Source organism: Actinophytocola sp., assembly GCF_036402745.1.
Taxonomy (GTDB): domain Bacteria; phylum Actinomycetota; class Actinomycetes; order Mycobacteriales; family Pseudonocardiaceae; genus Actinophytocola.
Genome location: NZ_DASWSJ010000342.1, coordinates 1 through 25,733 on the forward strand (window position 1 = coordinate 1; position 25,733 = coordinate 25,733).

General features: G+C 73.0%; 29 protein-coding genes and 1 pseudogene. 16 read left to right on the top strand and 14 right to left on the bottom strand.

Annotated features, from left to right (window positions below):
* Positions 1–207 precede the first annotated feature (207 nt).
* Entirely contained in the window at positions 208–837 is a 630-nt protein-coding gene (locus tag VGD70_RS31020; RefSeq protein WP_331087636.1) for a phosphatase PAP2 family protein, read from the top strand.
* Here VGD70_RS31020 and VGD70_RS31025 read toward each other — a convergent pair.
* Both VGD70_RS31025 and VGD70_RS31030 read right to left on the bottom strand, forming a co-directional pair.
* Positions 812–1,354, bottom strand: a complete 543-nt coding sequence (locus VGD70_RS31025; protein WP_331087638.1) for a carboxymuconolactone decarboxylase family protein — start codon at positions 1,352–1,354, stop codon at positions 812–814. The genes VGD70_RS31020 and VGD70_RS31025 overlap by 26 nt on opposite strands.
* A 33-nt stretch (positions 1,355–1,387) precedes the next feature.
* A complete protein-coding gene (locus VGD70_RS31030; protein WP_331087639.1) occupies positions 1,388–2,635 on the bottom strand; it encodes an MFS transporter in 1,248 nt (415 codons plus the stop codon).
* Between the two features lie 219 nt (positions 2,636–2,854).
* Here VGD70_RS31030 and VGD70_RS31035 point away from each other — a divergent pair, with 219 nt between their 5' ends.
* From VGD70_RS31035 to VGD70_RS31045, 3 genes are read left to right on the top strand one after another with little or no spacing between them, the layout of a single operon-like run.
* Positions 2,855–3,703, top strand: a complete 849-nt coding sequence (locus tag VGD70_RS31035) for an NAD(P)H-binding protein (protein WP_331087641.1) — start codon at positions 2,855–2,857, stop codon at positions 3,701–3,703.
* Positions 3,700–4,560, top strand: coding sequence for an NAD(P)H-binding protein (locus VGD70_RS31040; RefSeq protein ID WP_331087643.1), 861 nt, complete (start codon positions 3,700–3,702; stop codon positions 4,558–4,560). The genes VGD70_RS31035 and VGD70_RS31040 overlap by 4 nt, the downstream gene beginning before the upstream one ends.
* Positions 4,557–4,907, top strand: coding sequence for a DoxX family protein (locus VGD70_RS31045; protein WP_331087645.1), 351 nt, complete (start codon positions 4,557–4,559; stop codon positions 4,905–4,907). Before VGD70_RS31040 ends, VGD70_RS31045 begins: the two co-directional genes overlap by 4 nt.
* Before the next feature lie 29 nt (positions 4,908–4,936).
* Here the strand turns inward: VGD70_RS31045 and VGD70_RS31050 are convergent, their stop codons facing one another.
* The 6 genes from VGD70_RS31050 to VGD70_RS31075 form a co-directional block, all read right to left on the bottom strand.
* Entirely contained in the window at positions 4,937–5,950 is a 1,014-nt protein-coding gene (locus VGD70_RS31050) for an NADP-dependent oxidoreductase (RefSeq protein WP_331087647.1), read from the bottom strand.
* Complete coding sequence (locus tag VGD70_RS31055) at positions 5,950–6,369, bottom strand: organic hydroperoxide resistance protein (protein WP_331087687.1); 420 nt, start codon at positions 6,367–6,369, stop codon at positions 5,950–5,952. The genes VGD70_RS31050 and VGD70_RS31055 overlap by 1 nt, the downstream gene beginning before the upstream one ends.
* A 12-nt stretch (positions 6,370–6,381) precedes the next feature.
* Positions 6,382–6,834, bottom strand: coding sequence for a MarR family transcriptional regulator (locus VGD70_RS31060; protein WP_331087649.1), 453 nt, complete (start codon positions 6,832–6,834; stop codon positions 6,382–6,384).
* Between the two features lie 72 nt (positions 6,835–6,906).
* Positions 6,907–7,806: a DUF4231 domain-containing protein gene (locus VGD70_RS31065; RefSeq protein WP_331087651.1), complete on the bottom strand. Its 900-nt coding sequence runs from the start codon at positions 7,804–7,806 to the stop codon at positions 6,907–6,909.
* Between the two features lie 23 nt (positions 7,807–7,829).
* Positions 7,830–8,198, bottom strand: a complete 369-nt coding sequence (locus VGD70_RS31070; protein WP_331087653.1) for a DUF6542 domain-containing protein — start codon at positions 8,196–8,198, stop codon at positions 7,830–7,832.
* Complete coding sequence (locus VGD70_RS31075) at positions 8,188–9,438, bottom strand: LCP family protein (protein WP_331087655.1); 1,251 nt, start codon at positions 9,436–9,438, stop codon at positions 8,188–8,190. The genes VGD70_RS31070 and VGD70_RS31075 overlap by 11 nt, the downstream gene beginning before the upstream one ends.
* 251 nt (positions 9,439–9,689) lie before the next feature.
* Between VGD70_RS31075 and VGD70_RS31080 the strand changes: the two genes are divergently transcribed.
* The 5 genes from VGD70_RS31080 (at position 9,690) to VGD70_RS31100 (ending at position 13,767) form a co-directional block, all read left to right on the top strand.
* Positions 9,690–10,283 (top strand): hypothetical protein, encoded by a 594-nt coding sequence (locus VGD70_RS31080; RefSeq protein WP_331087657.1) that lies wholly within the window; start codon positions 9,690–9,692, stop codon positions 10,281–10,283.
* Positions 10,280–10,963, top strand: a complete 684-nt coding sequence (gene cseB / locus VGD70_RS31085; protein WP_331087659.1) for a two-component system response regulator CseB — start codon at positions 10,280–10,282, stop codon at positions 10,961–10,963. Before VGD70_RS31080 ends, cseB begins: the two co-directional genes overlap by 4 nt.
* Positions 10,960–12,189: a HAMP domain-containing sensor histidine kinase gene (locus VGD70_RS31090; RefSeq protein ID WP_331087661.1), complete on the top strand. Its 1,230-nt coding sequence runs from the start codon at positions 10,960–10,962 to the stop codon at positions 12,187–12,189. Before cseB ends, VGD70_RS31090 begins: the two co-directional genes overlap by 4 nt.
* Positions 12,190–12,277: 88 nt before the next feature.
* Entirely contained in the window at positions 12,278–12,583 is a 306-nt protein-coding gene (locus tag VGD70_RS31095) for an isoamylase (RefSeq protein ID WP_331087663.1), read from the top strand.
* Positions 12,584–12,804: 221 nt separating this feature from the next.
* On the top strand, positions 12,805–13,767 hold the full coding sequence (locus VGD70_RS31100; RefSeq protein WP_331087664.1) for a serine hydrolase: 963 nt from the start codon (positions 12,805–12,807) through the stop codon (positions 13,765–13,767).
* A gap of 162 nt (positions 13,768–13,929) precedes the next feature.
* On the opposite strand, the gene VGD70_RS31105 is transcribed toward VGD70_RS31100, so the two are convergent.
* The gene (locus VGD70_RS31105; protein WP_331087666.1) at positions 13,930–14,709 is read right to left on the bottom strand and encodes an SGNH/GDSL hydrolase family protein; all 780 of its coding nucleotides are present in this window, start codon (positions 14,707–14,709) and stop codon (positions 13,930–13,932) included.
* A 153-nt stretch (positions 14,710–14,862) separates the two neighbouring features.
* Between VGD70_RS31105 and VGD70_RS31110 the strand changes: the two are divergent.
* Positions 14,863–15,930: pseudogene (locus VGD70_RS31110) on the top strand (glycerophosphodiester phosphodiesterase family protein); the annotation flags it as partial.
* Between the two features lie 15 nt (positions 15,931–15,945).
* A complete protein-coding gene (locus tag VGD70_RS31115; RefSeq protein ID WP_331087689.1) occupies positions 15,946–16,929 on the top strand; it encodes a glycerophosphodiester phosphodiesterase family protein in 984 nt (327 codons plus the stop codon).
* On the opposite strand, the gene VGD70_RS31120 is transcribed toward VGD70_RS31115, so the two are convergent.
* The 5 genes from VGD70_RS31120 to VGD70_RS31140 form a co-directional block, all read right to left on the bottom strand.
* The gene (locus VGD70_RS31120) at positions 16,926–17,462 is read right to left on the bottom strand and encodes an HdeD family acid-resistance protein (RefSeq protein ID WP_331087668.1); all 537 of its coding nucleotides are present in this window, start codon (positions 17,460–17,462) and stop codon (positions 16,926–16,928) included. The genes VGD70_RS31115 and VGD70_RS31120 overlap by 4 nt on opposite strands.
* A gap of 128 nt (positions 17,463–17,590) precedes the next feature.
* The gene (locus VGD70_RS31125) at positions 17,591–19,141 is read right to left on the bottom strand and encodes an amidase (protein WP_331087670.1); all 1,551 of its coding nucleotides are present in this window, start codon (positions 19,139–19,141) and stop codon (positions 17,591–17,593) included.
* Positions 19,138–19,419, bottom strand: a complete 282-nt coding sequence (locus VGD70_RS31130; protein ID WP_331087672.1) for a hypothetical protein — start codon at positions 19,417–19,419, stop codon at positions 19,138–19,140. The genes VGD70_RS31125 and VGD70_RS31130 overlap by 4 nt, the downstream gene beginning before the upstream one ends.
* Before the next feature lie 90 nt (positions 19,420–19,509).
* Entirely contained in the window at positions 19,510–20,163 is a 654-nt protein-coding gene (locus VGD70_RS31135) for a response regulator transcription factor (protein WP_331087674.1), read from the bottom strand.
* Between the two features lie 315 nt (positions 20,164–20,478).
* Complete coding sequence (locus VGD70_RS31140) at positions 20,479–21,645, bottom strand: sensor histidine kinase (protein WP_331087676.1); 1,167 nt, start codon at positions 21,643–21,645, stop codon at positions 20,479–20,481.
* A 132-nt stretch (positions 21,646–21,777) separates the two neighbouring features.
* On the opposite strand from VGD70_RS31140, the gene VGD70_RS31145 reads away from it, so the two are divergent.
* The 5 genes from VGD70_RS31145 to VGD70_RS31165 all read left to right on the top strand — a co-directional run.
* Positions 21,778–22,374 carry a class I SAM-dependent methyltransferase gene (locus VGD70_RS31145; RefSeq protein ID WP_331087678.1) on the top strand — a complete coding sequence of 199 codons (597 nt, stop codon included), beginning with the start codon at positions 21,778–21,780 and terminating at the stop codon, positions 22,372–22,374.
* Entirely contained in the window at positions 22,371–22,895 is a 525-nt protein-coding gene (locus tag VGD70_RS31150; RefSeq protein ID WP_331087680.1) for a YceI family protein, read from the top strand. The genes VGD70_RS31145 and VGD70_RS31150 overlap by 4 nt, the downstream gene beginning before the upstream one ends.
* A 309-nt stretch (positions 22,896–23,204) precedes the next feature.
* Complete coding sequence (locus VGD70_RS31155) at positions 23,205–24,182, top strand: acyl-CoA desaturase (protein WP_331087682.1); 978 nt, start codon at positions 23,205–23,207, stop codon at positions 24,180–24,182.
* A 93-nt stretch (positions 24,183–24,275) separates the two neighbouring features.
* Positions 24,276–24,779, top strand: a complete 504-nt coding sequence (locus VGD70_RS31160) for a hypothetical protein (protein WP_331087684.1) — start codon at positions 24,276–24,278, stop codon at positions 24,777–24,779.
* A gap of 97 nt (positions 24,780–24,876) precedes the next feature.
* On the top strand, positions 24,877–25,733 hold an 857-nt coding region (locus VGD70_RS31165), incomplete at its 3' end, for an asparaginase domain-containing protein (RefSeq protein ID WP_331087686.1).

Here is a 25,733-nt window from a genome sequence, read left to right on the forward strand (position 1 = left end):
ATCGCGTCGACGATCGTCGCGTCGTCGGCCGGGGAGTCCGGCTACACCACGGCGTTCTGGCTGTCCGCGGCCGCGCTGGCGGTGGCGGCGCTGTCCGCGCTGGCCGGCCCGGGCGGGCGCCGTGCCTGACTACGGCCACGAGCTACGGGGGGCGTGATCCGCCGAGATACCTGCCGGATGTCCGGCGCGGGACACTAGCGTTGGGGCATGCCCGTCATCCGCATAGCACTGGCCGGGGTGCTGGCCTTGGCGGTCGTCGTCCTCACCGCGACGGTCGGTGCGCTGGGCACCGTGGACACCTCGATCCGGAACTGGGTGATCGACCGGCGCTCGCCCGGCCGCACGCCGCTGATGACCGCCCTCACCACGGTGGGCAGCTCGCCGGTCCTGGTGACGCTGGCCGTGGGCGTGGCGGTGTGGTTGTTCATCGCCCGCGAGCGCCGCGAGGCCCTGCTGGTCGTCGTCACGACCGCGGGCGCGCTGGTGCTGGACCCGCTGCTGAAGGTCCTCGTCGGGCGCGCCCGGCCGGCGGATGCCCACCTGGTGCTGGTGAACAGCGGCGCGTACCCGTCGGGTCATTCCCTGCACTCGGCCGCGGTGATCGGCGTCCTCGTGGTGCTGGCGGTGCGCCACCTCGCCGCCCGCTGGGCCCGGGTGGCGGTGGTGACGCTCGGCGTCCTGCTCGTCCTCGGCGTGGGCGTGAGCCGCGTCTACCTCGGCGTCCACTGGCCGACCGACGTGCTGGCCGGCTGGCTGATCGGCGCCCTGTGGCTGGCCGTGTGCGTGCTGGTCATCAGCTGGACCGGCCCGGTCAGGCGTGGTAGCCCTCGGCGATGATGCGTTCGGCCGACTCGGCGTAGCGGTCCGGGTCGTCGGGGGCGAGGGTGGCCAGGCCGTCGACGTAGCGGTTGTACATGCAGAACGCGGCGGCGATCAGGACCGTGTCGTGGATCTCCAGGTCGCCGGCGCCCTCGGCGCGGGCCGCTTCCACCAGTTCGGTGGTCACCTTGCGGCCGTCCTCGCGCACGGCGCCCGCGATGCGGAGCAGGGTGCGCAGCTTGGCCGAAACCGGTGCCGTGTCGAGGTTCGCGCGGACCTGGTCCACCAGCGGCATGCCCTCGTCCAGCTGCGCGGCGGCGAACGCCGAATGCGACGAGCAGCAGAACGTGCACTCGTTGAGCCCCGACACGTACGCGGCGATCAGCTCACGCTCGCCCGGCGTGAGCGGGTGCGGGCCGCGCAGCAGGACCTCCGCCAGCTCGTTCAGCGGCCTGGCCGTCTCGGGCCGGAAGCGCATCGGGCCGTTGATGCCGGGGAAGAGGGTCTCGTCGACGCCGAGGTCGATGTGTGCCATGCCCGCAACGTATCGAGCGGCGGTGTCCCGCAACTACCGCTGAATTGCCGAAAACGTCGGCCGGAAGACCCGCAGCAGCGGCAAGGTCAGCAGGCTCAGCGCGCCCAGCAGCAGGAACGCGGCCATGGGATGGTCGACCAGCAGGCCCACCACCGCCGCGAGCACCAGGCCGCCGAGGTTGCCGGTGAGCCAGATCAGCCCGGTCGCCGTCCCCTCGGCCCGGCCCGCGCGCCGCTCGGTCAGCTCCAGCACGATCGGCAGCGCCGGCAGGAGCGCGAACCCGAGCGCGATCACCGCCACGAACCCGACCGGCACCCCTGGCACCACCGCCAGCGCCACACACGCGAGCGCGGTGACCGCCAGCGCCACCCCCATGAACCGGACCTCGACCCGGTACCGGCTGGCCAGCACGGGCACGATCGCGCACCCGACCACCCCGGCCACCACGTTGGCGACGAGGATCAGCCCGGCCGTGGCCTCCGACACCCCGGCGGGCTCGAGCAACGGCTGCGCGAACGTCGTCAGCGACACGAACACCCCGAACGGCACGAAGACCAGCACACACAGCCGCCGGATCACCGGGTCCCGCAACGCCTCCCGCACCGCCCCGATCCCGCCCGATGCCGGCTCGCCGGCCGGTTCTGCCGCACCGCCGACCGGGGTGGGCACCGGACCATCCGGCTCGGCGACGGCCTTCGCCGCGAGCGCGGCCACCGCGCCGTGGGCCACGTTCGGGGCAGGGCGGCGCAGCACCACCAGTACCGCGACCGCGACCACCACCGCCAGCGCCGCCTGCACCAGCAGCAGCGGGCGGATGCCGGCCGGCGAGGCGAAGACCGCGCCCAGGCCGAAGCCGACGATCAGGCCCGCGAACGTGCTGGCCGAGCCGATCGCGATGCCCGTCGGGCGGTCGGCCGGCGGGAGGTAGCGCGACGCCACGCCGGTGATCGCGTTCAGGACCAGCGGCTGGGCCACGCCGACCACGAGCTGGCCGAGCAGCGCCCACCCGTACCCGTCGCCCAGCCGGAGCACCGCGCCCAGCGCCGTCAGCACCGCGCCGGCCGCGAGCCCGCCGCGGAACCAGCGGTCCAGCACCATCCCTGCCGGGATCGCGAGCAGCACGTAGAGCAACGGGAACACGTTCGCCAGCCAGCCGATGGCGCCGTCGGACACGCCGTACACCTGCGACGCCGCGTCGGTCACCGGTGCGTAGGTCACCCACAGCACCTGCGTCACCGCGCCGAGCAGCGCGAACACCACGATCACCGACCAGCGCGCCATGCCGACCGCCCTTCTGCCCGGCGTCAGCGTAGGCCCGATGATCTCGATGCACCGCCACCCCGGCCACGACGAGCGCGACGCCGAGGACCTCGGGCGCCGTCGGCACCACCACGCCGACCCCGGTCCCGCCCGGCAGGCAGCTGGTCCGCTGGCACCTCGGCTCATCGGTCATATGAGTTTCATATGATACGGTTCTCGTAGTTCAAGAGGAGGACCGTCATGCTGCTGATCACCGGTGCCACCGGGAACGTGGGGCGCCCGCTCGTCCAGCTGCTGATCAACGAGGGCGTCAAGGTTCGTGCCGTCTCGCGGGCCGCCGCGGCCATCCCCGGGGTCGAGGTCGTCCAGGGGGATCCGTCGCGGCCGGCGGGGCTCGAGGCGGCGTTCGACGGGGTCACCGGGCTGTTCCTGCACCCGCGAGCGGTGGGCGACGCGGCGTTCGACCTCGTCGCGATGGCCCGGCGGCGCGGGGTGCGGCGGATCGTGGCGCTGGCCGCGTCCAATGTGGACGACGATCTCGCCGCGCAGCCGTCCCGGTTCCGGGGCGACCGCAACGCCGAGGCCGAGGCGGCGGCCGTCGCGAGCGGGCTGGCGTGGACGAGCCTGCGGCCGGGCGCGTTCGCGATCAACGCGCTGCTCGCGTGGGGCGCGCAGATCCGCGCGGGCGACGTGGTCCGCTACCCGTACGCCGACTTCACCGAGGCGCTGGTGCACGAGCGGGACCTGGCCGCCGTCGCCGCCCGGGCGCTGCTCACCGACGACCTGCTCGGCCGCCGCCCGGTGCTCACCGGACCCGCGTCGGCCACCCACGCGGAGCTCGTCGCCACCATCGGGGACGTGCTCGACCGGCCGCTGCGCTTCGCGGTGGTCCCGCCCGCCGCGGCCACGGAAGCCATGGTGCGCAACGGCTTCCCGGCCCGGTTCGGGTCAGCGCTGATGTCCCGCTACGCCGCCGCGCAGCCGGCCGTGGTCACCGGCGAGGTCCCCGCGATCCTCGGCCGCCCGGCCCTCCCGTTCGCCGAGTGGGTGCGTGAGCACGCCACCGCCTTCCAGAAGGAGTCACGATGACAGTCCTGGTCACCGGCGCCACCGGCACCGTGGGGCGCCACCTCGTCACGCAGCTGCTGGCGGCGGGGCAGAAGGTCCGCGCGCTCACCCGCGACCCGGCCGCCGCCGCGCTGCCGCCCGAGGTCGACGTCGTGGCCGGCGACCTCACCTCGCTCGGCACGCTGGCGGCGGCCTTCGACGGCGTCACCGCGGCGCACCTGATCAACTTCGGCGGCGGCTACCAGCCGCTCGACAACGGCCCGGAGCTCGTCGACCTGGTCGTGCGGTCGGGCATCGGCCGGGTGACGATGCTGGGTGGCTGGCAGGAGGGCACGGTCGAGCCCGCGGTGCGCGCGAGCGGTCTGGAGTGGACACACCTGCGGCCGCTGGAGTTCATGGGCAACACGCTGCCCGACTGGGGTCCGCGGCTGCGCCGCGACGGCGTCATCCGCGAGCCGTACGGCGACCGGCGCAGTGCCGCGGTGCACGAGTCGGACATCGCGGCGGTGGCGGCGGTCGCGCTGACCGAGCCCGGCCACGCCGGCCAGTCCTACCTGGTCACCGGGCCCGAGGCGCTGTCCCCACGGGACAAGATCCGGCACCTGTCCGCCGCCACCGGGCGCGATCTGTCCTTTGTGGAGCTCACGCCCGAGGAGACGCGGCGGGAGTGGGTGGCCGGCGGCGGGATGCCGGACCTGCTGCTGTTCCGCGCGACCGACGCCGAGCCGGCGCAGCTGGTGGAGTTCCTGCTGCGGCTCTACGGCAACACCCCGGAGTACGGCTACACGGTCACCGGCACCGTCGAGAAGGTCACCGGCCGCCCGGCCCGGACCTTCGCCCAGTGGGCGGTGGAGCACGCCGAGGAGTTCCGGCCATGACCGCCGTCCTGGTGGCGGTCACCATCCTCACCGCTGTCGCCAACCTGTTCTCGGCGGTGCTGGACTTCCTGCGCTTCGACCGCATCCTGGTGTCGATGACCAGGGCCGGGGTGCCGCACACGTGGCTGCCCTGGCTCGGCGTGCTGAAGGCGGCGGGCGCGGCCGGCCTGCTCGTGGGCCTGGCCGTGCCGTGGGCCGGCGTCGCGGCGGCGGCCGGCCTCGTGGGCTTCTTCGTGCTCGCGATCGCCACGCACCTGCGGGCGCGGGACTACGCGCTGGGCCTGCCGGCGAGCTTCCTGGCGTTGGCCGCGGGGACGCTCGTGCTGGCGCTCGTCCAGCCGGGGTGACCGGCGCGGGCCGGTCACCCCCGCAAGACTCAGGCGAGGCGGACGACGGCCTTGCCGATGTTCTCCCCGCGCAGCATGCCGAGGAACGCGTCCACCGCCTTGTCCAGCCCACCGTCCACAATGGTCTCCGCCACGACGAGGTCGCCGTTGCGCAGCCAGCCGCTGACCTCGCGGATCATGTCGGGGAACCGTCCGAAGTGGTCGGAGACGAGGAAGCCGCGCAGGGTCAGCCGCTTGCCCACCACCAGGCCGAGGTTGCGCGGCCCGGGCGGCGGCTCGGTGGCGTTGTAATGCGAGACCGACCCGCACATCGCCGTGCGGCCGAAGTTGTTGAACACCCCGATCGCGGCCTCCAGGTGCTCGCCGCCGACGTTGTCGAAGTACACCTCGATGCCCTCCGGCGCCGCCTCGGCGAGCTGCCGGTAGAGGTGCCCGTCGCGGTAGTTGAACGCCGCGTCGAAGTTCAGCTCCTCGGTCAGCCGCGCGACCTTCTCGGCCGAGCCCGCGCTGCCGACCACCCGCTTGGCGCCACGCAGCCGGGCGATCTGCCCGACCATGCTGCCGACCGCGCCGGCCGCGCCGGACACGAACACCGTGTCCCCCGCCTTGAACTCGGCCACGTCGAGCAGCCCCACGTACGCGGTGAGGCCGGTCGCGCCGAGCGCGCCCAGGTAGTGCGACACGGCCACGCCGGGGATCGTCTCGAGCTTGCGTGCGCCGGCGGCGTCCACCAGCGCGTGCTCGCGCCAGCCGAGGGCGTGCAGCACCAGGTCACCCGGCTCGAAGCCCTCGGCACGCGACTCGACGACCTCGCCGATCGCGGCGCCGTAGAGCGCCTCGCCCAGCTCGTAGGCCGGCGTATAGGACTCGACGTCGTTCATCTTCGGCCGCATGTACGGGTCGACCGACATGTACAGGTTGCGCACCAGCAGCTGCCCGTCGGCCGGGTCCGGGAGCTCGGTGGTGACGATCTCGAAGTCGGTCGGCTTCGGCCAGCCCTCCGGCCGGGCGGCGAGGTGGACCTCGCGGGTCGTCGTGGGCATCACGCCACCCGCAGCTCGACATCGATGTTGCCGCGCGTGGCGTTGGAGTAGGGGCACACCTGGTGCGCGGCGTCCGCGAGCTTGCGCGCGGTCTCGTCGTCGACGTCCGGCAGGTCGACGACCAGCGTGACGGCGAGCCCGAAGCCCTCGCCGACCGGCCCGATGCCGACCTCGGCGGTGACCGACGAGCCGCGGACGCGCACCTTCTCCCGGCGGGCCACGAGCTGCAGCGCGCTGTGGAAGCAGGCCGCGTACCCGGCGGCGAACAGCTGCTCGGGGTTGGTGCCGTCGCCGCCGGCGCCACCCATCTCCTTGGGCACGCTCAGGTCGTGGACCAGCACGTCGTCGGAGGACTGGACGTGCCCGTCGCGTCCCGATCCGGTGGAGGTCGCCTTGGCCACGTACAACGCTTGCACGATGATCGTCTCCTTCTAGGGTTCGTCCGGGGTCAGCCGCTGTGCGCTGACCGTCTCGGTCAACCTGGTGAGGTCACGTCGCAGGGTTTCCAGCTCGGCCGCCTCCATGCCGGTCGCGCCGGCGATCTTGCGTGGCACGGTCGTGGCCCGCTCTCGCAGCGTCGCACCGTCGTCGGTGAGCCGCACCTCGACGGAGCGCTCGTCGTCGGCGCGGCGCCGGCGGGTGACGAGGCCGGCCGCCTCGAGCCGCTTGAGCAGCGGCGAGAGGGTGCCGGAGTCGAGGTTGAGCGTGGTGCTGAGCGCCTTGACGGTGGTCTGGCCCTGTTCCCAGAGCACGAGCATCACCAGGTACTGCGGGTAGGTGAGACCCAGCGCGTCGAGCACCGGCCGGTAGAGCTGGGTGACCGCGCGGGACGCGGCGTAGAGCGCGAAGCAGACCTGCCGGCCCAGCTCGAGCTCACTCGCCATCCGTCTCACCTCCGTCGAGCTCGACCGTACGCTCAGGTTAGTTGTACACAACTGAATTGTGTGCCAGCTAACTCAGGTGCGCGACCGGGAGGCGCGCCACATCGTGTGCTCGCGGCTCACCGCCTCCTCGGCGTCGGCCACCTCGGACGCCCAGGAGATCTCGTCGTCGATGCCGCTCAGCCGCTGGTAGGCGATGGCCAGCTCGTGGGCGGCGAAGGTGTACGCGCGGGCGTTGGTCGTGTACTGGCGGACCGCGAGCCACGCCGCGCCCGCGCCGATGAACGCCGCGACCACCCCGGCGAGGTCGAAGTTGACCACGCCCACCGCCCGGGAGAGCGCGGCCAGGATGCCGATGATCTCCACGGTGAGCAGCGCGACGCCCCACCGGTGGGCGAGCGTCGTGTTCCGGTCGGCCTTTCTGGAGTACCACGCCTGCTGGTCGGCGATGCGGTCGTGCAGGTAGGCCTCGCGACGGACGGCGAGCGGGCTGTCCCGCAGCGCCTGCATCGCCTCGGTCACCGCGGGCGCGTTGGTGGGCTTGACGCTGGTCGTCGGGGCGTCGTGCAGCAGCATTTCCAGCCCGGTCATGTATTCCTTGCGGGCATTCGGGATGCGTCTGTGAAAAGGCGCCGCCGCCACCGCGTAGCGCCAGCTGAGGCTTTTCGCCGACTCGGCCAGCGCGCGGCCGTCGTACCAGGTGTCCTCCGGGCGGACCGAGGTCGCGTAGAACTCGACCGAGACCACGACGACGAGCGCGATCACCGTTGCCACCGACAGGAGGTCCACGCCCGCCGTGCCGACCCGGAACGTCGCCACCCCGGTGGCCGCCGCGATGATCGCGAACATGAGCCGCAGCTGCACCGAGCGGACGTGCCGGCGCTGGCCCTCCAGCGAGGCCGCGTCCGCGCCCTGGAAAAGCCCGGGAAGGTCCTTGTCGGTGAGCTTCGGAGCAGGGTTCTCCGCGGGCGGCATGGCCAAGATCGTAGTCGAGCGGGTCAGGTGCGGATACGGCCACGAAATGCGCGGAAGGCGACGACGAGGACGACCGCGGCCATTGTCGCGAGCAGGTACGGGAACGTCGCCGACAGCTCGAGCACCGCGGCCAGCAACGGCTTTCCGAGCAGCACCGTCACCGTCATCACGGCCGCGGTGATCAGCGGCGGCTGGGCCAGCACGGCGAAGAACGCGGACCGCTCGGCGAGCAGCGCCGCGAGCACGCACCCGGTCGCGATCGCGGCGGGGAAGTAGCCGCCGCCCAGGTACCCGCCCGCCGCCACGACGGCGACCGCGCCGAGACCGGCCGCCCACCAGGGCAGCAGCCGGGACCGCCGGCCGGGCTCGGTTGACCCTGGCTCAGTTGACACAGGGCACGCCGCCCGCGTTGATCGGCTGGTCAGCCGTGTGGCCCATCGGGGCGGTGGTCCCGGGCTTCACCCGGACCTCAGCCTTCGCCGAGCCGCCGGGGGACAGGCCGGGGGCCGGCGTCCCGCCGGGCGGGGCGGCCTTGCCGGTGCCCGGCCCGGTGTCCGCCGGGGTGCCGGTGAGCAGACCCTGGACGAACGCGCGCACCCGCGCCGAGTCCACCTCGACCGCGCTGCCGTCGTACGGGGTCGACAGGTCCGGGCGGATCGTCGGGATGGTCGAGAACTGGACGTGGTTGCCGGTGAGCCCGGCCACCTGCTGGGCGAACGCGAGCAGGTCCCAGTTCTGGTCCAGCACGACCGCCTTCGTCAGCGCGTCGACCAGCGAGGTGAGCCGGGTCGGGTCGGCCAGCGTGCCGGCGCTGAACATCCGGTTCGCGAGCCCGGCCAGGAACGCCTGCTGGCGGCGCACCCGGTCGAGGTCGCCGCCGGGCAGGCCGTGCCGCTGGCGCACGAACTTCAGCGCGTCCACCCCTTGCAGGACCTGCGGCCCGGCCGGGAAGTGCGCGCCGGAGTAGGAGTCGTCGACCGGCGCGTTCAGGCACACCGGCACCCCGCCGACGGCCCTGGTGATCTCGCTGAAGCCGAACAGGTTGATCTCCGCGTAGTGGTCGATCCGCAGGCCGGTGAGCGCGGACACGGTGGCGATCAGGTTCTTGCGCCCGGCGGTGACCGACTCGCTGTCCACAGTGGACTGGCTGGCGCCGGACGCGCGCAGCTCCGCGGCCTTCGCCACCTTCGCCCGCGCGTAGGCCGAGTTCAGCTTGTGCATGCCGAACCCGCCCGCGATGTCCACATAGGAATCGCGGGGGAGCGACACGGCGAACGCCTGCTTGGCCGGGTCGGCCGGTATGTGCACGACCATCATCGTGTCGGTGTTCTGCTCGCCGTTCGCCACCCCGGCGCGCAGCATGTCCAGCACGTCCTGCGGCAGCGGGTTGCCCCGCGTGTCGGTGCGGCTGTCCAGGCCCACCAGCAGGATCGTCATCTCCGTGCGCGGCAGGTCCCGGGTGGACCTGGCATTCGGCGCGGGCGGCGCGGCCTCGATGACGTTGTCGGTCACGATCCCGTTCACGGCCGAGCGGTAGGTGGCCCACCCGTACCCGATGGCCCCCAGCACGGCCACCGAGGTGAGCCCGACGACCGACCGGTAGGCCCAGGTGAACACGCGGCGTCCGGACATCGGCGGCCTCATCTCAGGTGGTCCGTCAGCAGCGCGCGGGCGCGGGCCAGGTGGCGCCGGTGAAGCATGACCACCCCCAGAAAGCTCGCGTATCCCGTCAGCAACGACGTTATGGACGGAATGCGCCCGCATGGCGACGGTCGTGTAACAGCCGCCCGGCGGCTGGGCCGCGGCCACGTAACAGCGCGCCGCGGACCGCTGGCCGAACCAGCGGCGACGTGGTCTCCTGGGCCCGAGAGGAAGGGGTACCGATGCGCCGAGCGCTCGCCGCGTTGTGCTGCCTCGCCCTCCTGGGCGTGGCCGGCTGCGCGGCCGAGGCCAGCGGCGTGCAGGTCGAGGGCCGGGCCAGTCAGGTCTCGCCGCCGCCGAGCGCGCCGACGCTGCCCCGCGGCACCCCGGAGTCCGCCGACGGCGTGGCCGTGCTGCGTGCCGACCCCACGCTGAACGCCAAGGTCAAGGCCACGCTGGTGCCCTGCGAGGACGGCCAGTACCCGGTGGAGGAGCGCTATGCCGACCTCACCGGCGACGGCCGGGCCGAGCTCGTGCTCACCGTCCTGTCCTGCCCGGCGAAGCAGATCCGGGAGAAGGACCCGGCGCCCTACCTGACCGCGCCCGCCTTCGGCGGCTACGCCGGCTACGTCTACAACCTCGCGACCAACCCGCCGACCCGGCTCCTCGCCGTCGAGGAGTCCGGGCTCGAGCTCGTGCTCAACACCGGCGACGGCCGCGACCTCACGGTCGTGCACAGCCGCTACCTACCCCGCGACGACCCGTGCTGCCCCACCGACCAGTGGCTCACCCTCTACCGGTGGAACGGCGCCAAGCTCGTCGAGACCGGAAAATGACCGGCATGCGCGTGCTTCTCGTCGAGGACGACGCGGTCATCCGGGAGGCCACCCAGCTCGCCCTCGAGCGGCACGGCTTCGCGGTCACCGTGGCCGGCGACGGGCTCACGGGTCTGACCAGCTACCGCGCCGAGCGGCCGGACGTGGCGCTGCTCGACCTGATGCTGCCCGGCATGAACGGGGTGAGCCTCTGCCGGCAGATCCGCGAGGAGGGGTCCACCCCGGTGATCATGATGTCGGCCCGCGCGGACCCGATCGACGTGGTGCTCGGGCTCGAGGCCGGCGCGGACGACTACGTCACCAAGCCCTTCGACAGCACCGTGCTGGTCGCCCGCATCCGCGCGGTCGTGCGCCGGATCGGCCGGGCCGCCCCGCCGCCACCCGACGGCGCGGTCAAGATGTTCGGCGAGCTGGAGGTCGACCGGGACGCGCTCGAGGTCCGGCTCGCCGGCCGGCCCGTCGAGCTGACCCCGACCGAGCTGCGGCTGCTGCTGTGCTTCGTCGACTCGCCGGGCACCGTGCTCACCCGCGACGTGCTGCTCGAGCAGGTGTGGGACTACCAGTGGGGCGGCGACTCGCGGGTCGTCGACGTGCATGTCCAGCGGCTGCGCGCCAAGATCGGCCAGGACCTGATCGAGACCGTCCGCGGGTTCGGCTACAAGCTCAAGGGCAGCCCGTGAGGCTGTTCCCGCAGAGCCTGCGCTGGCGGCTGTCGGCGGTGATCGCGGTGGTGAGCGTGCTGCTCGCGGTGGCGCTGAGCCTGCTGGTGCGCACCGAGTTCAGCCGCGTCCAGCTCACCGACGCGCGCCGGGTGCAGGACGAGCGGATCCAGCTCGTCGTCCGCGACTACGGGCTCACCGGCCGGGCCGCGCTCGGCAGCAGGCTCGACGCGCCGGACGTCCCGGCCGAGCTGCTCGCGGCGGTGCGGGAGGGGAGGCGGGCCACCTACCTCCAGCGGGACGGCGACAAGGCGTGGATCTGGGCGGCCGCCGAGACGGGCGGCCACGTGCTGTCCCTGCGCAGCTCCTACAGCGACCGCGACGAGGCACTGGCCCAGCTGGACAACGTGCTGATCATCGGCTCGCTCGCGGTGCTGGGGCTCGCCTCCGTGCTGGGCGTGGTGCTCGGCGGCCGGCTGTCCAGGCGGCTGCGCATGGCCGCGGTCGCCGCCCGGCGGGTCGCCGACGGTGACGCGAACACCCGGGTGGGCGAGACGATCGGCACCCGGCCGAGGGACGAGACCACCGAGCTGGCCCAGGCGGTCGACGCGATGGCGGCGGCGCTGCGCGAGCGGCTGGCGGCCGAGCAGCGGGTCACCGCCGACATCGCGCACGAGCTGCGCACCCCGGTCACCGGCCTGGTCACCGCCGCCGAGCTGCTGCCCGCGTCGCGGCCGGCCGAGCTGGTGCGCGACCGGGTCCGGGTGCTGCGGGCGCTGGTCGAGGACATCCTCGAGGTCGCCCGGCTGGACACGGCCACCGAGCGGGCCGAGCCGGTGGAGCTCTCGCTCGGCGACTTCGTGGGCCGGCGGGTCGCGTGGGTCAGCCCCGAGGCGCAGGTGCGGGTGGTGACCGAGCAGCCGGTGCGCACCGACCCGCGGCGGCTGGAGCGGGTGCTCGTCAACCTGCTGCAGAACGCCGACCGGCACGGCGCGCCACCGGTGTCGGTGGAGATCGACGGGCTGACCCTGCGGGTGCGCGACCACGGCCCCGGGTTCTCCGCCGACCTGCTGCGCGACGGGCCGAGCCGGTTCCGCACCGAGAGCAGCGACCGCGGCGGCGGGCACGGGCTCGGGCTCACGATCGCCTTGGCCCAGGCGAAGGTCCTCGACGCGCGGCTGGTGCTCGCCAACGCCGAGGACGGTGGCGCGCAGGTGACGCTGGAGTTACCGGACCGCCCTGCTTGATGACGTGTCGGCGTGCCGGATCGCGGCGCGCGCCTGCTTCCGCCATCCTGGGTGGCCCAATCCCCAACGGCGAAAGGACAGTGGAGCCATGCTTCGGATCGACCGCGACCGCGCGGGCGGCCTCCGCCTCACCTTCGTGCTGCGTCCCGACACCCCGCAGGGCCGGGTCAGCGTGGTCGGCGACTTCAACGGCTGGCGGCCCGGCGCGCACGAGCTTCGGCCGCGCAGCAACGGAATGCGCTCGGTGGCCGTCACCGTGCCCGAGGGCACCGACGTGCGGTTCCGCTACCTCGGCGAGGACGGCCACTGGTGCAACGAGACCGAGCACCCCGAGGTGCGCCAGCTCGGCCAGGACAGCGTTTTCCGCGTTGCCGCCCCCCGGCGCGCCCGGTAGTGGTTCAATCGGGCGGGTGATCATCAACCGCAGATCCGCACTAAGGCCTGTCTCGTAGATCATCGGGTGAAGTCATGCGCCGACCACCGGAACCTCAGGGGACCGTGACGGCACCCAGCCACTATCCACCTCGATACCCGCACTATTCGCTGGGACGCAACGCACACTTTTAATCCCGGGGAGGCGGACTAGGACTTGGCACCGCCGCTGCCGCCGGTGGGGTGCTCGCCCCGGTCGTCGCGTCGGCCACCGCCAACGCCGCCCCGGCCGCCGCGCCGGCCACCGCTCTGGACGCCGGCCGGCACATCGCCCGCGTGTACGCCCGGGAAACCGCCCGCGCGCAAGGCGTCTGGTCGGCGTTGGTCAGCGTGGCCGGCGCGCCGGAGGCGGCGGTCGACCAGCGGGCCGACGAGGTGGTCGACGCGCAGAGCGTCAACAAGATCGCCGTGGCCACGGCCGTGCTGGACAAGGTCGACCGGGGGCTGCTGACGCTGGACCAACGCGTCGACGTCACCGCGAGCATCGTCATCCAGGACACCGACGGCATCTTCGCCCTCGACCGGGCCTACCCCAGCTCGGTGACGCTCGGACACGCGATGGCCGCGCTGCTGACCGTGTCGGACAACACCGCGGTCCGGCTGTGCGGGCTGGTGTGCCCGGCGCTCGAGCTCAACGAGATCCTGCGCGGCAAGGGTTTCGTCCACACGCAGGTGGTGCCGGTGTCGAACCCGAACCGGTTCTTCCTCGGCACGACGACGGCCCGCGAGACGCACACCCTGTTGCAGGGCCTGGTGGCCGGCACGATGCTGTCGCCGGCGTCGACCGACTACCTGCTGAACGCGCTGCGCTCGTTCGCCGCGTTCACCGACGGCACGCGGCTCGACCTCACCACCCCGGAACGCCTGCGGGTGGCGACGAAGGCCGGCTGGTTCGACAGCGACCGCCACGAGGCGGGCATCGTGTTCGACGAGTCGGGCCGCGCGTCGGCGACCTACTCGCTGTTCGCGACGGGCCCGTTCCGCGGCGACGCGGCGGTCAACGACGCCGACTTCGGCGCGACGCACCCGGCGCTGCGGGCCCGCCAGGTGATCGGGCGCGAGCTGTTCGACGCGGTGGCCGGCCTGTCCGTGGGCGGCGCGCGGGTGCAGGCCACGCCGAGGTACCACCCGTCCAACGGCGGCTGACCGGCTCAGCCCGGCGCGGCCGCGCGCACGGCGGCGCGGTCGGCCGGTAGCTCGCGACGAACCGGCGGCAGAAGACCGCGCCGCGGCACGGCGCTCGAGCCCGTGCGGCATCTCGCGAGGGTTACGCGCGACCGCACCCGGTTGAACCACCCGGGGAGGCGGTCAGCTCGGGTTGAGCCGGCTGAGCTCCGGGCGTTTCGGCAGGAAGCCGTCACCGGGCTCGCGGCCGGCGATGCGGTTGCGGACCGTCCCGTGGACGGCCGGCCACACGTGGTGGCGCACCCAGGTCCACTGCCGAATCGCCAGCCGCCAGTACGGCTCGCTCTCGGCCGGGGGCAGCGGCGCCAGCCAGTCGTCCACCGGCAGGTCCAGGGCGGCGAGCACGTGCCCGGCGACCCGCCGGTGGCCGAGCTGGCCCAGGTGCAGCCGGTCGGCGCCGTACAGGCGGATGTCCTCGCAGGACGGGTCCTCGCGGACGTCCACCAGCAGCGTCCGGTGCCGCGCCGCGGTGGCCACGATCAGCTCGTTGAGCACGTCGACGCGGGGGCGCAGCCGGCTCATGCCCGGCAGCCGCCGGGCGAGGTCGGGCAGGGTGAACAGCACGACCGTGTGCGCGACCTCGGCGAGCGTGCCGACGATGGCGTCCAGGTCGGCCGCCAGCGCGCCGGCCTGCCAGCGGCCCTGCAGGATGTCGTTGCCGCCGCCGAACAGGGTGACGAGGTCGGGCCGCAGGTGCTCGGCCAGCGGCACCTGCTCGGCGAGGATCTGGTCGAGCCGCCGGCCGCGTACGGCCAGGTTGGCGTACTCGAGGTCCGGCTCGTGGGCGGCCAGCCGCTCGGCGGTGAGGTCGGTGAAGCCGCGGTAGCCGCGGCCGTCCGGGTACGGGTCGTCCAGGCCTTCGGCACAGCTGTCACCGAGCGCGACGTAGCGCTGGTATCTCATGGGACGACCCCTTCCGCCGGCGCAGGATGAACTCCGCACGCACGGCGGATGTCTCCAGAGTAAACGCGCGGCGGCGGCTGAGGTACACGGGTTGTTCATCTTCCCGCCATCCGGAGCACCCCGCGTCGTACCGCGTCGGGGCATAGTGCCCCCATGCGAAGCAAATCCTGCTTACGGCTCGTGACCGCCGCGCTGGTCACCGCGGTCGTCACGACCGGAGTCAGTGCCATTTCCGCAGCAGCCGACCCCGCGACCGACGGCGGCCACGGCCACGCCGCCGAGTTCGACATCCAGGCCCACCGCGGCGGGCTCGGCCTGCGCTCGGAGAGCACGCTGAGCTCGTTCGGCAACGGGCTGCGCGTCGGTGTGTCCACTTTGGAGCTCGACATCCAGATCACCGAGGACGGCCAGGCGGTGGTCACCCACGACCGCCAGGTGTCGGGCGGCAAGTGCCTCGACACGGCGCCGGCCACGCCCGGTGACCCGGAGTTCCCCTACGCCGGCAAGTACGTCAAGAACCTCACGCTCGCCCAGGTCCGCACCCTCGACTGCGGCAGCCGCCAGCTCGCAGGCTTCCCCCAGCAGCAGGTGACCCCGGGCTCCCGGATGCCGCTGCTGTCCGAGGTGTTCGCGCTGGTAAAGCGCTACCACGCGGACGACGTGCAGCTGAACCTCGAGACCAAGGTCGAGGCCGGCGCACCGGACCAGACCGCGCCGCGTGAGCAGTTCGTGCAGGTCGCGGCGCGCGAGATCCGGGCGGCCGGGTTCCTGCGCCGGGTCACCATCCAGAGCTTCGACTGGGGCTCGCTCATGCGGATGCACCAGGTCGAGCCGCGGCTGCCGCTGGTGGCGCTGACCAACTTCGACTTCCTGCAGACCGGCCAGCCGGGCGCGTCCCCGTGGCTCGGCGGGATCGACATCGACGACTTCGGCGGCGACCCGATCAAGGCGATCAAGTCCTTCGGTGCCACCACGTTCTCGCCGGTGCACGGCTTCCCGCAGGGTGGCTCGGTGCTCGACCCGGGCTACCGCCCGTACGTGACCAGCGAGATGGTGGCGCACGCGCACCGCAACGGGATCAAGGTCGTGCCGTGGACCGTCGACGACCTGCCGACGATGCGCAAGCTCGTCGCCGACGGCGTGGACGGGATCATCAGCGACTACCCGGACCGGTTGCGCCAGGTGGCCGCGGAAAGCCATTTCACGCTGCCGAAGCGCTACGCGTCGCCGTTCGACATCCAGGCGCACCGCGGTGGCCGGGCGGTCCGGCCGGAGAACACGCTGGCGTCGTTCCGCAACGCGCTCACGATGCCTGGCGTGTCCACTTTGGAGCTCGACACCGGGGTCACGGAGGACGGTGTCCTCGTGGTGAGCCACGACCGCTCGGTCAACGGCTCGCACTGCGTCGACACCGCGCCGGCAACGCCGGGTGACGCGGAGTTCCCGTACGTGGGCAAGCGGATCCACGACCTGACGCTGCGCCAGCTCAAGACGCTGGACTGCGGGTCGAAGACGCTGCCGGAGTTTCCGAACCAGGTGGCCGTGCCGGGGGAGCGGATCCCGACGCTGGCCGAGGTGTTCGACCTCGTCCGCCACTCCGACCGCGACGACGTGCGGCTGAACATCGAGACCAAGATCAGCCCGCTCGTCGCCGACACAGCCGATTACCGGGTCTTCACGGCGAAGCTCGTGCACGCGCTGGAGAAGGCCCGGTTCGTCGACCGGTCCACGATCCAGTCCTTCGACTGGCGGACGATCCGGTACGCGCGGTCGCTGAACCGTCGCGTGGAGACGGTGGCGCTGGTGTGGCAGTACGGCCCGGCGGAGTGCGCGTCGCTCGCGGACGAGTGCTCGCTGCAGGCCGTGTACGGCGACCCGTCGGTCAAGTCACCGTGGACGGGCGGTCTCGACTGGTGGAAGGTGCGCGACCTCGGCAAGCTCACCCGGCTCGCGGGCGCGTCGACGGTGTCGTCGAACTGGCAGGTGCACGACCCGAACCAGACGACGGTCGTGAACCCGGACTGGTACCTGCGGACCGACCCGGCGTACTACCACGGCCCGACGGTGCCCGAGCTCCAGCGCGACGGCGTGCAGGTGGTGCCGTACACGGTGAATGACGAGGCGACGATGGACCGGGTGATCGCGCTGGGTGTCGACGGCCTGATCTCGGACGACCCGGCGTTGCTGGTGACGGTGGCGAAGCGGGCGGGCCTGCGCTAGGTGACCCGGCCGCGCAGCTTGCGCAGCCGCAGCCCGAGCACGATGAGGACCACTCCCCACACGACGGCGAAGGTGGCGATCGCGATGACGAGCGCGATCGCCCCTTCGGTCGGCTGGACGATCAGGAGAATGCCCAGCACCAGCGCGATGGCACCGGAGAGCGCGAGAAACCACTCGTTCCGGATGACCTTGCGCAGCCGGATCGCGGCCGCGAGCTGCCCGACCCCGGCGAAGATGGCCCAGGCGGCGATGACCACGAGCAGCACGATGACCGTGATCTGCGGCCACAGCAATGCGACAATGCCCGCCGCTATGCCGAGCACGCCGAGAAAGATCAGGTACCCCCGATCGGTCCCGGCCCCCATTCCCATGGCGATGGACGTGATGCCGTCGAGGAGCGTGTAAACGCCCCACAACATGGCAAGGGCGAGCACGGTGATCTCGGGCCAGGCAATAGCGATGACCCCGAAGACCACCGCCACAACCCCGCGCAGAACAACGAGATGCCACCGACGACTCAGGAGTTCCAGCACCGCTCCAGTGTGGTCTCGCAGCGAGGACTCGGCAACAGCTGAGCCTCGCCCCGGGCGATGCGAAGCGAGCAGCGAAAGAGCTGGGCTGGTCGGTGTGCGCCCTGTCGGCCCGCGAAACCAGCGCGGAGCTATTGCATCGTCTCGACCACGTCTTCCGCGGTGAGCCGGTGCTCGACGCCACGACGGGCAGCCGCCGGAGAAGGATCGGCAGGCCGCCGAAGATGCCAGTCCGTCACCGCCTGATAAGCCGAAACAACCGACAACAACCGCTCCTCCCCGAACGGCTTCCCCCCAAAGATGGCCCCCAGAGGCAACCCGTCGGCCGAGAATCCGATCGGAAAAGCGATCTCGGGCAACCCGAGAATGTCGAACGGCACCGGCCCGGTCTGCAGCACCACGTCACACCGCGAGAACACCTCGGACAGAACCCGGTCCAGCAACAGGTTCTTCGCCCGCTGCCCGATCACGAACTCGTTCGCCCCGAGCAACGCCCCCTGCAGCCAACCGAGGACCGACACCCCGAACCCACGCAGGTCCGTGGCGAGCTGAGGCAGGAACGCCTCACTACGCTCCGGCAACCGGACGTTGTTGAACACGTTGCCGGTCAACAACTCCCACTCCGCAGGCAGCGGCACCTCCACCACCGACGCCCCCGGCAGCGCGTCCAGCGCCGACAGGAACGCCGCACGCGCCGGTGTGGACGCATACCCCGGAGTCACCCCGATCCGCGTGGGCCAGCGCAGCTCCACCCGGCGGCGGCGGACCACCGGCGTGGCGGCCTCGACGAGGTCCGGCACGCGGGGTAAGCCGAGCGTCCGCGGATCCGCCGGGTCCGGACCGGCCATCGTGGACATCATGATCGCCGCGTCCATCGCGTCGCGGGCCAGCGGGCCGGGGTGGTCGCGGGTGTAGCTCAACGGCACGATCCCGTGCAGCGACACCCGGCCCATCGTCGGCTTCAGGCCCGTCAGGTTCTGCGCGTTCGACGGCGCCGTGATCGACCCGCCCGTCTGCGTGCCGGTGCCGCACGACGCGAGCCGGCCGGCGACCGCGGTGGCGGTGCCGGTCGACGAACCGCCGGGGTCGACCTCGGGACGGGACGTCGCCCACGCGTTCACCGTCGTCACCCGGCCGTCGGGGGTGGTCGCGCGGGTCGTGGCCAGCGGGCCCATCTGGGTCTTGCCCAGCACGATCGCGCCGGCCGCCTTCAGCCGGGCCACCGGGGTCGCGTCGAACGGCGGCACGAAGTCGGCGAACAGGAACGAGTTCGCCGTCGTGGTCGTGCCGGCGGTGAAGTAGTTGTCCTTGATGGCCAACGGGATCCCGTGCAGCGCGCCGCGCGACGGCCGCCGGCCCGCCGCCCGCGCCTCGGCCAGCGCCTCGTCGGCCCGGACCACGTTGAACGCCTGGTACGTGCCGTCGAACGTCGCGATCCGGTCCAGGTACGCGGCCACCAGCTGCTCCGGCCGCAGCCGCCCGCGCCGGATGAGCGTCGCCGCCTCGGCGATCGTCAGCTCGGTGTGGTCGGTGGACCGCGCCTCGACGTCCGGCGGGGCGGAGGGCGGCGCGCCGGGGGAGGCCTCGGCGATGGCGGGCAGCGCGGCGAGGCCGACGCCGAGCGCGGCGGAGCGGGCGAGGAAGTCGCGGCGGTGGACCCGGTTGTCCTGCGGCTCGGTCATGACTTGTTCCACGCGGTCGTGATCGACGGGTACAGCAGCGGCGGCGCGACCTGCTGCGCGAGCGCCGGGTCGGCGGCGAAGCGGTACGCGGCCAGCGGCAGGACGGTCGTGCGCATGAACGAGCGCAGGCTCGCCAGCGCCGAGTCACGGCCGGGCGCGCCGGTGTCGGGGTCGGCGACGGTGCCGGGCGGGAGCTGGTCGAGATCGATGCCGAGCACGGCCAGGCGTGCCCTGATCAGGGTGTTCAGTTCGTCGTCGGTCGGCGGCTTCGGGGCCACGCGGCGCCTCCTCTGTCGGGGGGACGCCAGCCTCTGTCGACAACATTTCGACCATGGACCCGGCGTGTTTCCGACGGATCACAAACGGCGTCAGCAGAGCCCAGCGTCATGCGTCAGCAACGCGATCTGCGTGCGGTTGCCCAGCTCCAGCTTGGTGAGGATGCGGGTGATGTGCGCCTTGACCGTGGCGACCGACAGGTGCAGGCCGGCGGCGATCTCCGCGTTGGTCCGGCCCGCGCCGACGGCCAGCGCGACTTCGTGCTCGCGGGCCGACAGCACCCGTAGCGCCCCGCGCGCCCGGTCGTACGCGCCCGCGTCGGTCGCCGCCCGGTCCATGAGCCGCCGGGTGATCCGCGGCGACAGGATCGGCTCGCCCGCGGCGACCCGGCGCACCGCTTCGGCGATCTCGGCCGGCGGCGCGTCCTTGAGCAGGAACCCGCTGGCGCCGGCCCGCAGCGCGCGGAGCACGTTCTCGTCGGAGTCGAACGTGGTCAGCACGATCACCTCGGGCGGTTGCGGCCGGGCCCGCACCCGCTGCGTCGCAACGATCCCGTTGACCCGCGGCATCCGGATGTCCATGAGGACGATGTCGGTCGGATGCGCGTCGAGCGCGGCGGGCACCTGGTCGCCGTCGCCGGCCTCACCGACGACGATCACCCCGTCGGCGCCGTCGAGCATCATCGTCAGCCCGGACCGCACGAGCGCATCGTCGTCGACGACGAGCACACGGATCCCCTGTGACATCGGTTCGCTCCGCCCTGTGTTGGATGGTTCGCTTCGCTCCTGCGCTACTCGCCGTCTTCCCTCCTCACGTGCTCGGCGCTGGCGCACCTGCGCGCGCTCGTCAGTCCAGACGGCGAACGCTCCTGTGTTGAATGGTTCGCTCCGCTTCTCCGCTACTCGCTGTCTTCCTCCGTGCGATGCTCGGCGCTAGCGCGCCTGCGCTTCTCCTACGTCCAGACGGCGAACGCTCCGTCGCTCCCGCTCACGCGTCCAGACGGCGAACGCTCCGTCGCTCCCGCTCACGCGTCCAGACGGCGAACGCTCCGTCGCTCTCGCTCACTGTGGCCACGGTAGCCAGGCTCGCAATCGGAACTCGGCCGGTGTCGCGTGGTGGTCCAGTTCGCCGCCGGCCAGGCGGACGCGTTCGGTGAGGCCGACGAGGCCGCTGCCCGCGCCCGGGATCGCCGACGTGCCAACGGGTTCGCCCGGCAGCGGGTTGCGCACCTCGATCTCCAGCCGGGCCCCGGGCGTGCCGTCCAGCGCGATGCTCACCGGCTGGCCCGGCGCGTGCTTGCGCGCGTTCGTCAACGCCTCCTGCAGCACCCGGTAGGCCGTCCGGCCGGTCCGGCCGGGCAGCGCGCCCGGGTCGGCGAGCTCGTCGCGGACGTCGACCGGGGTGCCGACCGCGCGGGACTCCTCGACCAGCTCGGGCAGGTCGGCGAGCGCCGGTACCGGCGGGCCCACGCCGTCGGGATGGTCGTCGGCGGGGTCGTCGCGCAGGATCGTGATCACGTCGCGCAGCTCGTCGAGGGCCTGGTGCGCGCTCGTCCGGATCACCCCGGCGGCCTGCGACAGCCGCTCCGGCGGGTGGTCCGGCCGGTACTCGAGCGCGCCGGCGTAGGTGGCGAGCAGCGACAGCCGGTGGGCGAGCACGTCGTGCATCTCGCGGGCGATGCTGGCCCGCTCCGCCGCGCGTGCCTCGGCGACCCGCCGGCCCTGCTCGGCCTCGGCCCTGCGGGCGCGCTCCTCGAGCGAGGCGATCAGCGCCGTCCTGGCCGCGGCCAGCGCGCCCCAGCCGACGAACGCGCCGTGCCCGATGACCACGAGCACCAGCCACCAGCCGTACGGCAGCCCGGGCATCGGCAGCCACAGCCCGCGCACGGCATGCGCGGCGATGCCGACCAGGGCGACCCCCACCGCGACGGGGAAGGGCCGGCACCGGGCGACCTGCAGCGTGCCGACCGTCGACGCCGGGGTGGCGCTCGGCGACAGCGCCGCCAGCGCGGCGAGCAGGAGCGCCGAGCGGACCGGCCGGCGGAACAGCATGGGGGTCAGCGCGACGGCGGCGGCCCCGGCCGCGATCTCGACGGTGAGCACCCAGCCGTGCCGGCCGGACGCGTACTCGCCGTACGCCGACCCCGTGACGCAGAGGCCGACCGCGATGACGGCGAACGCCACCCGACCGGTGGTCTGCGGCTTCTCGCAGGTCATCGCGCCGTGCATGGTCCCGAGCGTACGGCCGTCCCGGCGCGGGCCGACAGCGACCAAAGTCGACACGGCCCCCTGCTCGGGTCGGTCCGGCCGCAGCCCCGCGGCCGATGTGCGGGACCGCCGTCGGCGGCGACGCTGTGCGGCATGACGACATCGACCCTCGCCGCCGGCCCGACCTCGGCGCGGCTCGGCTCCCTGCACGGGACGGTGCTCGAGCTGGGGCCTGGTGCGGGCGGCAACCTGCGTTGGTACCCGCCGGACGTGCGGTGGATCGGCATCGAGCCCGACGCCCACCGCCGTTCGCTGACCCGTCGCGAGGCCGCCCGGATCGGCCTCAGCGCCCACGTGTTGTCCGGGCGCGCCGAACGGCTCGAGCTCGCCGACGGCAGTGTCGACGCGGCGGTGGCCACGTTCGTGCTGTGCTCGGTGGCCGACCAGGCGGCGGCGCTCGCGGAGCTGTTCCGGGTGCTGCGGCCGGGTGGGCGGTACGTGTTCGCCGAGCACGTCGCCGCGCCGGCCGGCACGTGGCTGCGCCGGGGCCAGGGCGCGTGGGCCGCCGTCACCGGCGCGTTCGGCGCGACCTGCCGGCCGAACCGGGAGAGCCTGCGGGCGATCGAGGACGCGGGGTTCGACGTCGTGGAGCTGCACCGGTACGACCTGCCCGGCCCGTTCGGCGCCGGGATCACCCACATCGCCGGTGTCGCGCTGCGCCCGGCCGCTACGAGAGGAATTTCTCCATGACGAGCATGGCCGCTGACCGGGTGACGATTCCCGCTGCCGGGGACTACCGCATCGACCCGGCGCGGACGACGGTGTCGTTCGCCACCCGGCACCTGTTCGGCCTGGCGCCGGTGCGCGGGACCTTTCAGCTGCGGGACGGGCACATCCAGGTCACCGAACCGGTCGCGGACTCCTCCGCCCGCGCGGTGATCGCCGCGTCGACGTTCCACACCGGACTGCCGGCCCGCGACACCCACGTCCGCGGGCCGGCCTACCTCGACGCGGAGCGGCACCCGGCCATCGTGTTCGCGTCGACGGGCCTGGAGCAGGTGGAGGGTCGGTGGATGTTGCGCGGCTCGCTGACGGTGCGGGACCGCACGTGCCCGCTGGACCTGCGGGTGGAGGAGCTGACCGCCGGCCCGACGCTGACGCTGCGGGCGACCACGTGGGTGGACCGCTACGCGTTCGGCATCACCGCGATGAAGGGGATGACGGGCCGCCGCTTGACGCTGACCTTGTCGGTGACGGCGACGCGCACCTGACAGGCGTGGCCTCCGGCCCCCGATTACCAGCCTGACGACGGGCACCGACGGTTTCGGGCCGCGGCCGCGTGGGCTGTGGACAACCGGTGTCGGTGGCCTCGGCGGCGCTTTCCTTGACCTGGCTAGGGTTCACGCGCACGCGTGAACCCGCGGTGAACGGGCCGGTCGGGCCGTCGGTGGGGAAGTTCATGGCTCTGTGGCGTCCCATTTGCCCGCAAAGGGTGGCATCTCGGGGACCGGACCTGCTTTGCTCTACCTCGATTGGGTACTCGTCGGTTACCTGTAGCCGGAAGTCGGGGTGAAGACGGTATGACGCTTGCCGCGAACGCGGAGTCGGCGGAACTCGCCGGCTCGGAGGAGCCGTCCCGGGAGGCGCGGCCGATACACGGGGAGCCGCGCGGCCTGGCGCCGCAGATCGGGACCTACTTCTTCATCCTCGGCCCGTTCGCGGCCCTGCTCGCCGCGGTGCCGCTGACCTGGGGCTGGGGGCTGGGCTGGCTGGACATCGCGCTCGCGGCGGTGTTCTACACGGTCACCTGCCTGGGCGTGACCGTCGGCTTCCACCGGTACTTCACCCACCGGGCGTTCAAGGCGCGCCGGCCGCTGCGGGTCGCGCTCGCGATCGTCGGCAGCATGGCGCTGCAGGGGCCGATCACCCACTGGGTGGCCGACCACCGCCGCCACCACGCCTTCTCCGACCGCGACGGCGACCCGCACTCGCCGTGGGCGTTCGGCACGTCGCCGGTCGCGCTGGCCAAGGGCTTCTGGCACGCGCACATGGGGTGGCTGTTCGACCGCAACCTCACCAACGCCGAGCGGTTCGCCCCGGACCTGCTCGCGGACCGGGACATCGCGCGGGTGCACCGCCAGTTCGGCCTGTGGACCGCGGTCACCCTGCTGGCGCCGGCCGTGCTCGGCGGGCTGCTGACCTGGTCCTGGTGGGGCGCGGTCACCGCGTTCTTCTGGGCCGGGCTGGTGCGCGTGTCGTTCCTGCACCACGTGACGTGGTCGGTGAACTCGATCTGCCACATGATCGGCAGCCGGCCCTTCGCCAGCCGGGACAAGGCGGCGAACTTCTGGCCGCTGGCCATCGTGTCCATGGGCGAGTCGTGGCACAACCTGCACCACGCCGACCCGACGTGCGCCCGGCACGGCGTCAAGCGCGGGCAGATCGACATCTCGGCGCGGCTGATCTGGATCCTGGAGAAGTTCGGCTGGGTCCACGACGTCCGCTGGCCCACCCCGAAGCGCCTGGTGAACCTGGAGTCGCGCCGCCCAGCGGCATAGTTCGGTACCCCCACCGGTTGGTGTGACTCACACCATGGATACGTTGACGGTCGGCTGAGTCACCGGAGCGCGACCTACCGACGGAGTTCTGACATGCCGCGGCTTGCCACACCGGCCAACGACGAACGGCGGCATCGCAAGCCGCCCACCGAGCGGGACCGGTTCCTGTTCGTGCTGAAGGTCGCCACGTTCGTCGTGGCCACGGGACTCGTGGGCGGGTTCCTGCTGCTCAACAGCGGCGGGGGCGGCGGCCGTGCCACGCCCGTGCCGACCGTCAGCGTTCCGCCCGAGACGCCCGCCGCGGGCCGGCTCAAGCAGCGGCCCATCCCGACCACGACCACCACCACGGCTCCCTCGCAGCCGGTCGTGGTCGCGCCGCCGGTGGAGCGGACCGAGACGGCCGAGGTCGTGCCGGCGCCCGCCACACCCAAGCCGCCGCAGCGGCCCGTGCCCCGGCCGCGGCAGGACGCGCGGTTCGTGGTCGAGGGCGCGCCGTGCGACCCGCCGGGTGCCTACGCGCTGACCGCCCAGTACCAGCCGATGGTCTGCGCGCCGCAGGACCGTACGGGCAAGCCGACCTGGCAGCGCGTCTTCTGACTTGTCTTGTACCCCCTTGGGGGGTTATAAGTGGGGTTATGTCGCTGCGTGCCCTGCTGGCGTTCGTCGTGGTGCTCGTGATCGTGCTGGGGGTCGCGTGAGCAGGCCCGTGCTGCTCGTGGCCACCGGCGACACGATGGCGCACCGGTCCGCCGGTGTCGCCTCCGGTGGCGAGCTCCTCGCGCTCGCCGGACCCGCGCCCACCCGGGTGGTCGTCGAGGACGTGCTGGCGGAGCCGTCGTGGGACACGTCGACGTCGACGCAGCTGGCGCTGGCCCGGCGGGTGCGCAAGGCCCTGGCCGAGGACGAGTTCGCCGGCGTGGTGGTCACCCACGGCGTCGACTCGCTGGAGGACACCGCGTTCCTCGCCGATCTGATGGCCGGCCCGGCCGCCGCGCGCGGCGGGATCGTGTTCACCGGCGGGGGTCGCTCGCTGGCCGACCCGGCCGCGGACGGCCCGCGCAACCTGGCCGACTCCCTTGCCGCGGCGGCGGATCCGGCACTGCGCGGCGCCGGCGCGGTGGTGTGCCTGGGTGGCGAGCTGCACGCCGCCCGCTGGGCGACGCTCGCCGACCCCACGCGGTTCGTGTCCGCGCCGCACCCGACGCTGGGTCGCGTCGTGGACGGTCGCGTCCGGCTCACCTCGACACCCCCGCCGCGGCCGCCGCACCCGCGCGGCGAGCCCGAGTCGGACGTGGCGTTGGTCAAGACGTACCCGGACATGCCGTCGTCGCTGCTGACCCTGGTGACCGACGCGGGCGCGCGGGGCGTCGTGCTGGAGGGCACCGGCGCGGGGAACGTCCCGGTCGAGCTGTTCGCCACGATCGGCGAGCTGACCCGGTGGGACATCCCGGTGGTGGTCGCGTCCCGGGTGGCGACGAGTGGGCTCGGCCTGGTGGGGCAGTTGGGCGCGATCGGTGCGCACGGCCTGCCGCCGGGCAAGGCCCGGGTGGC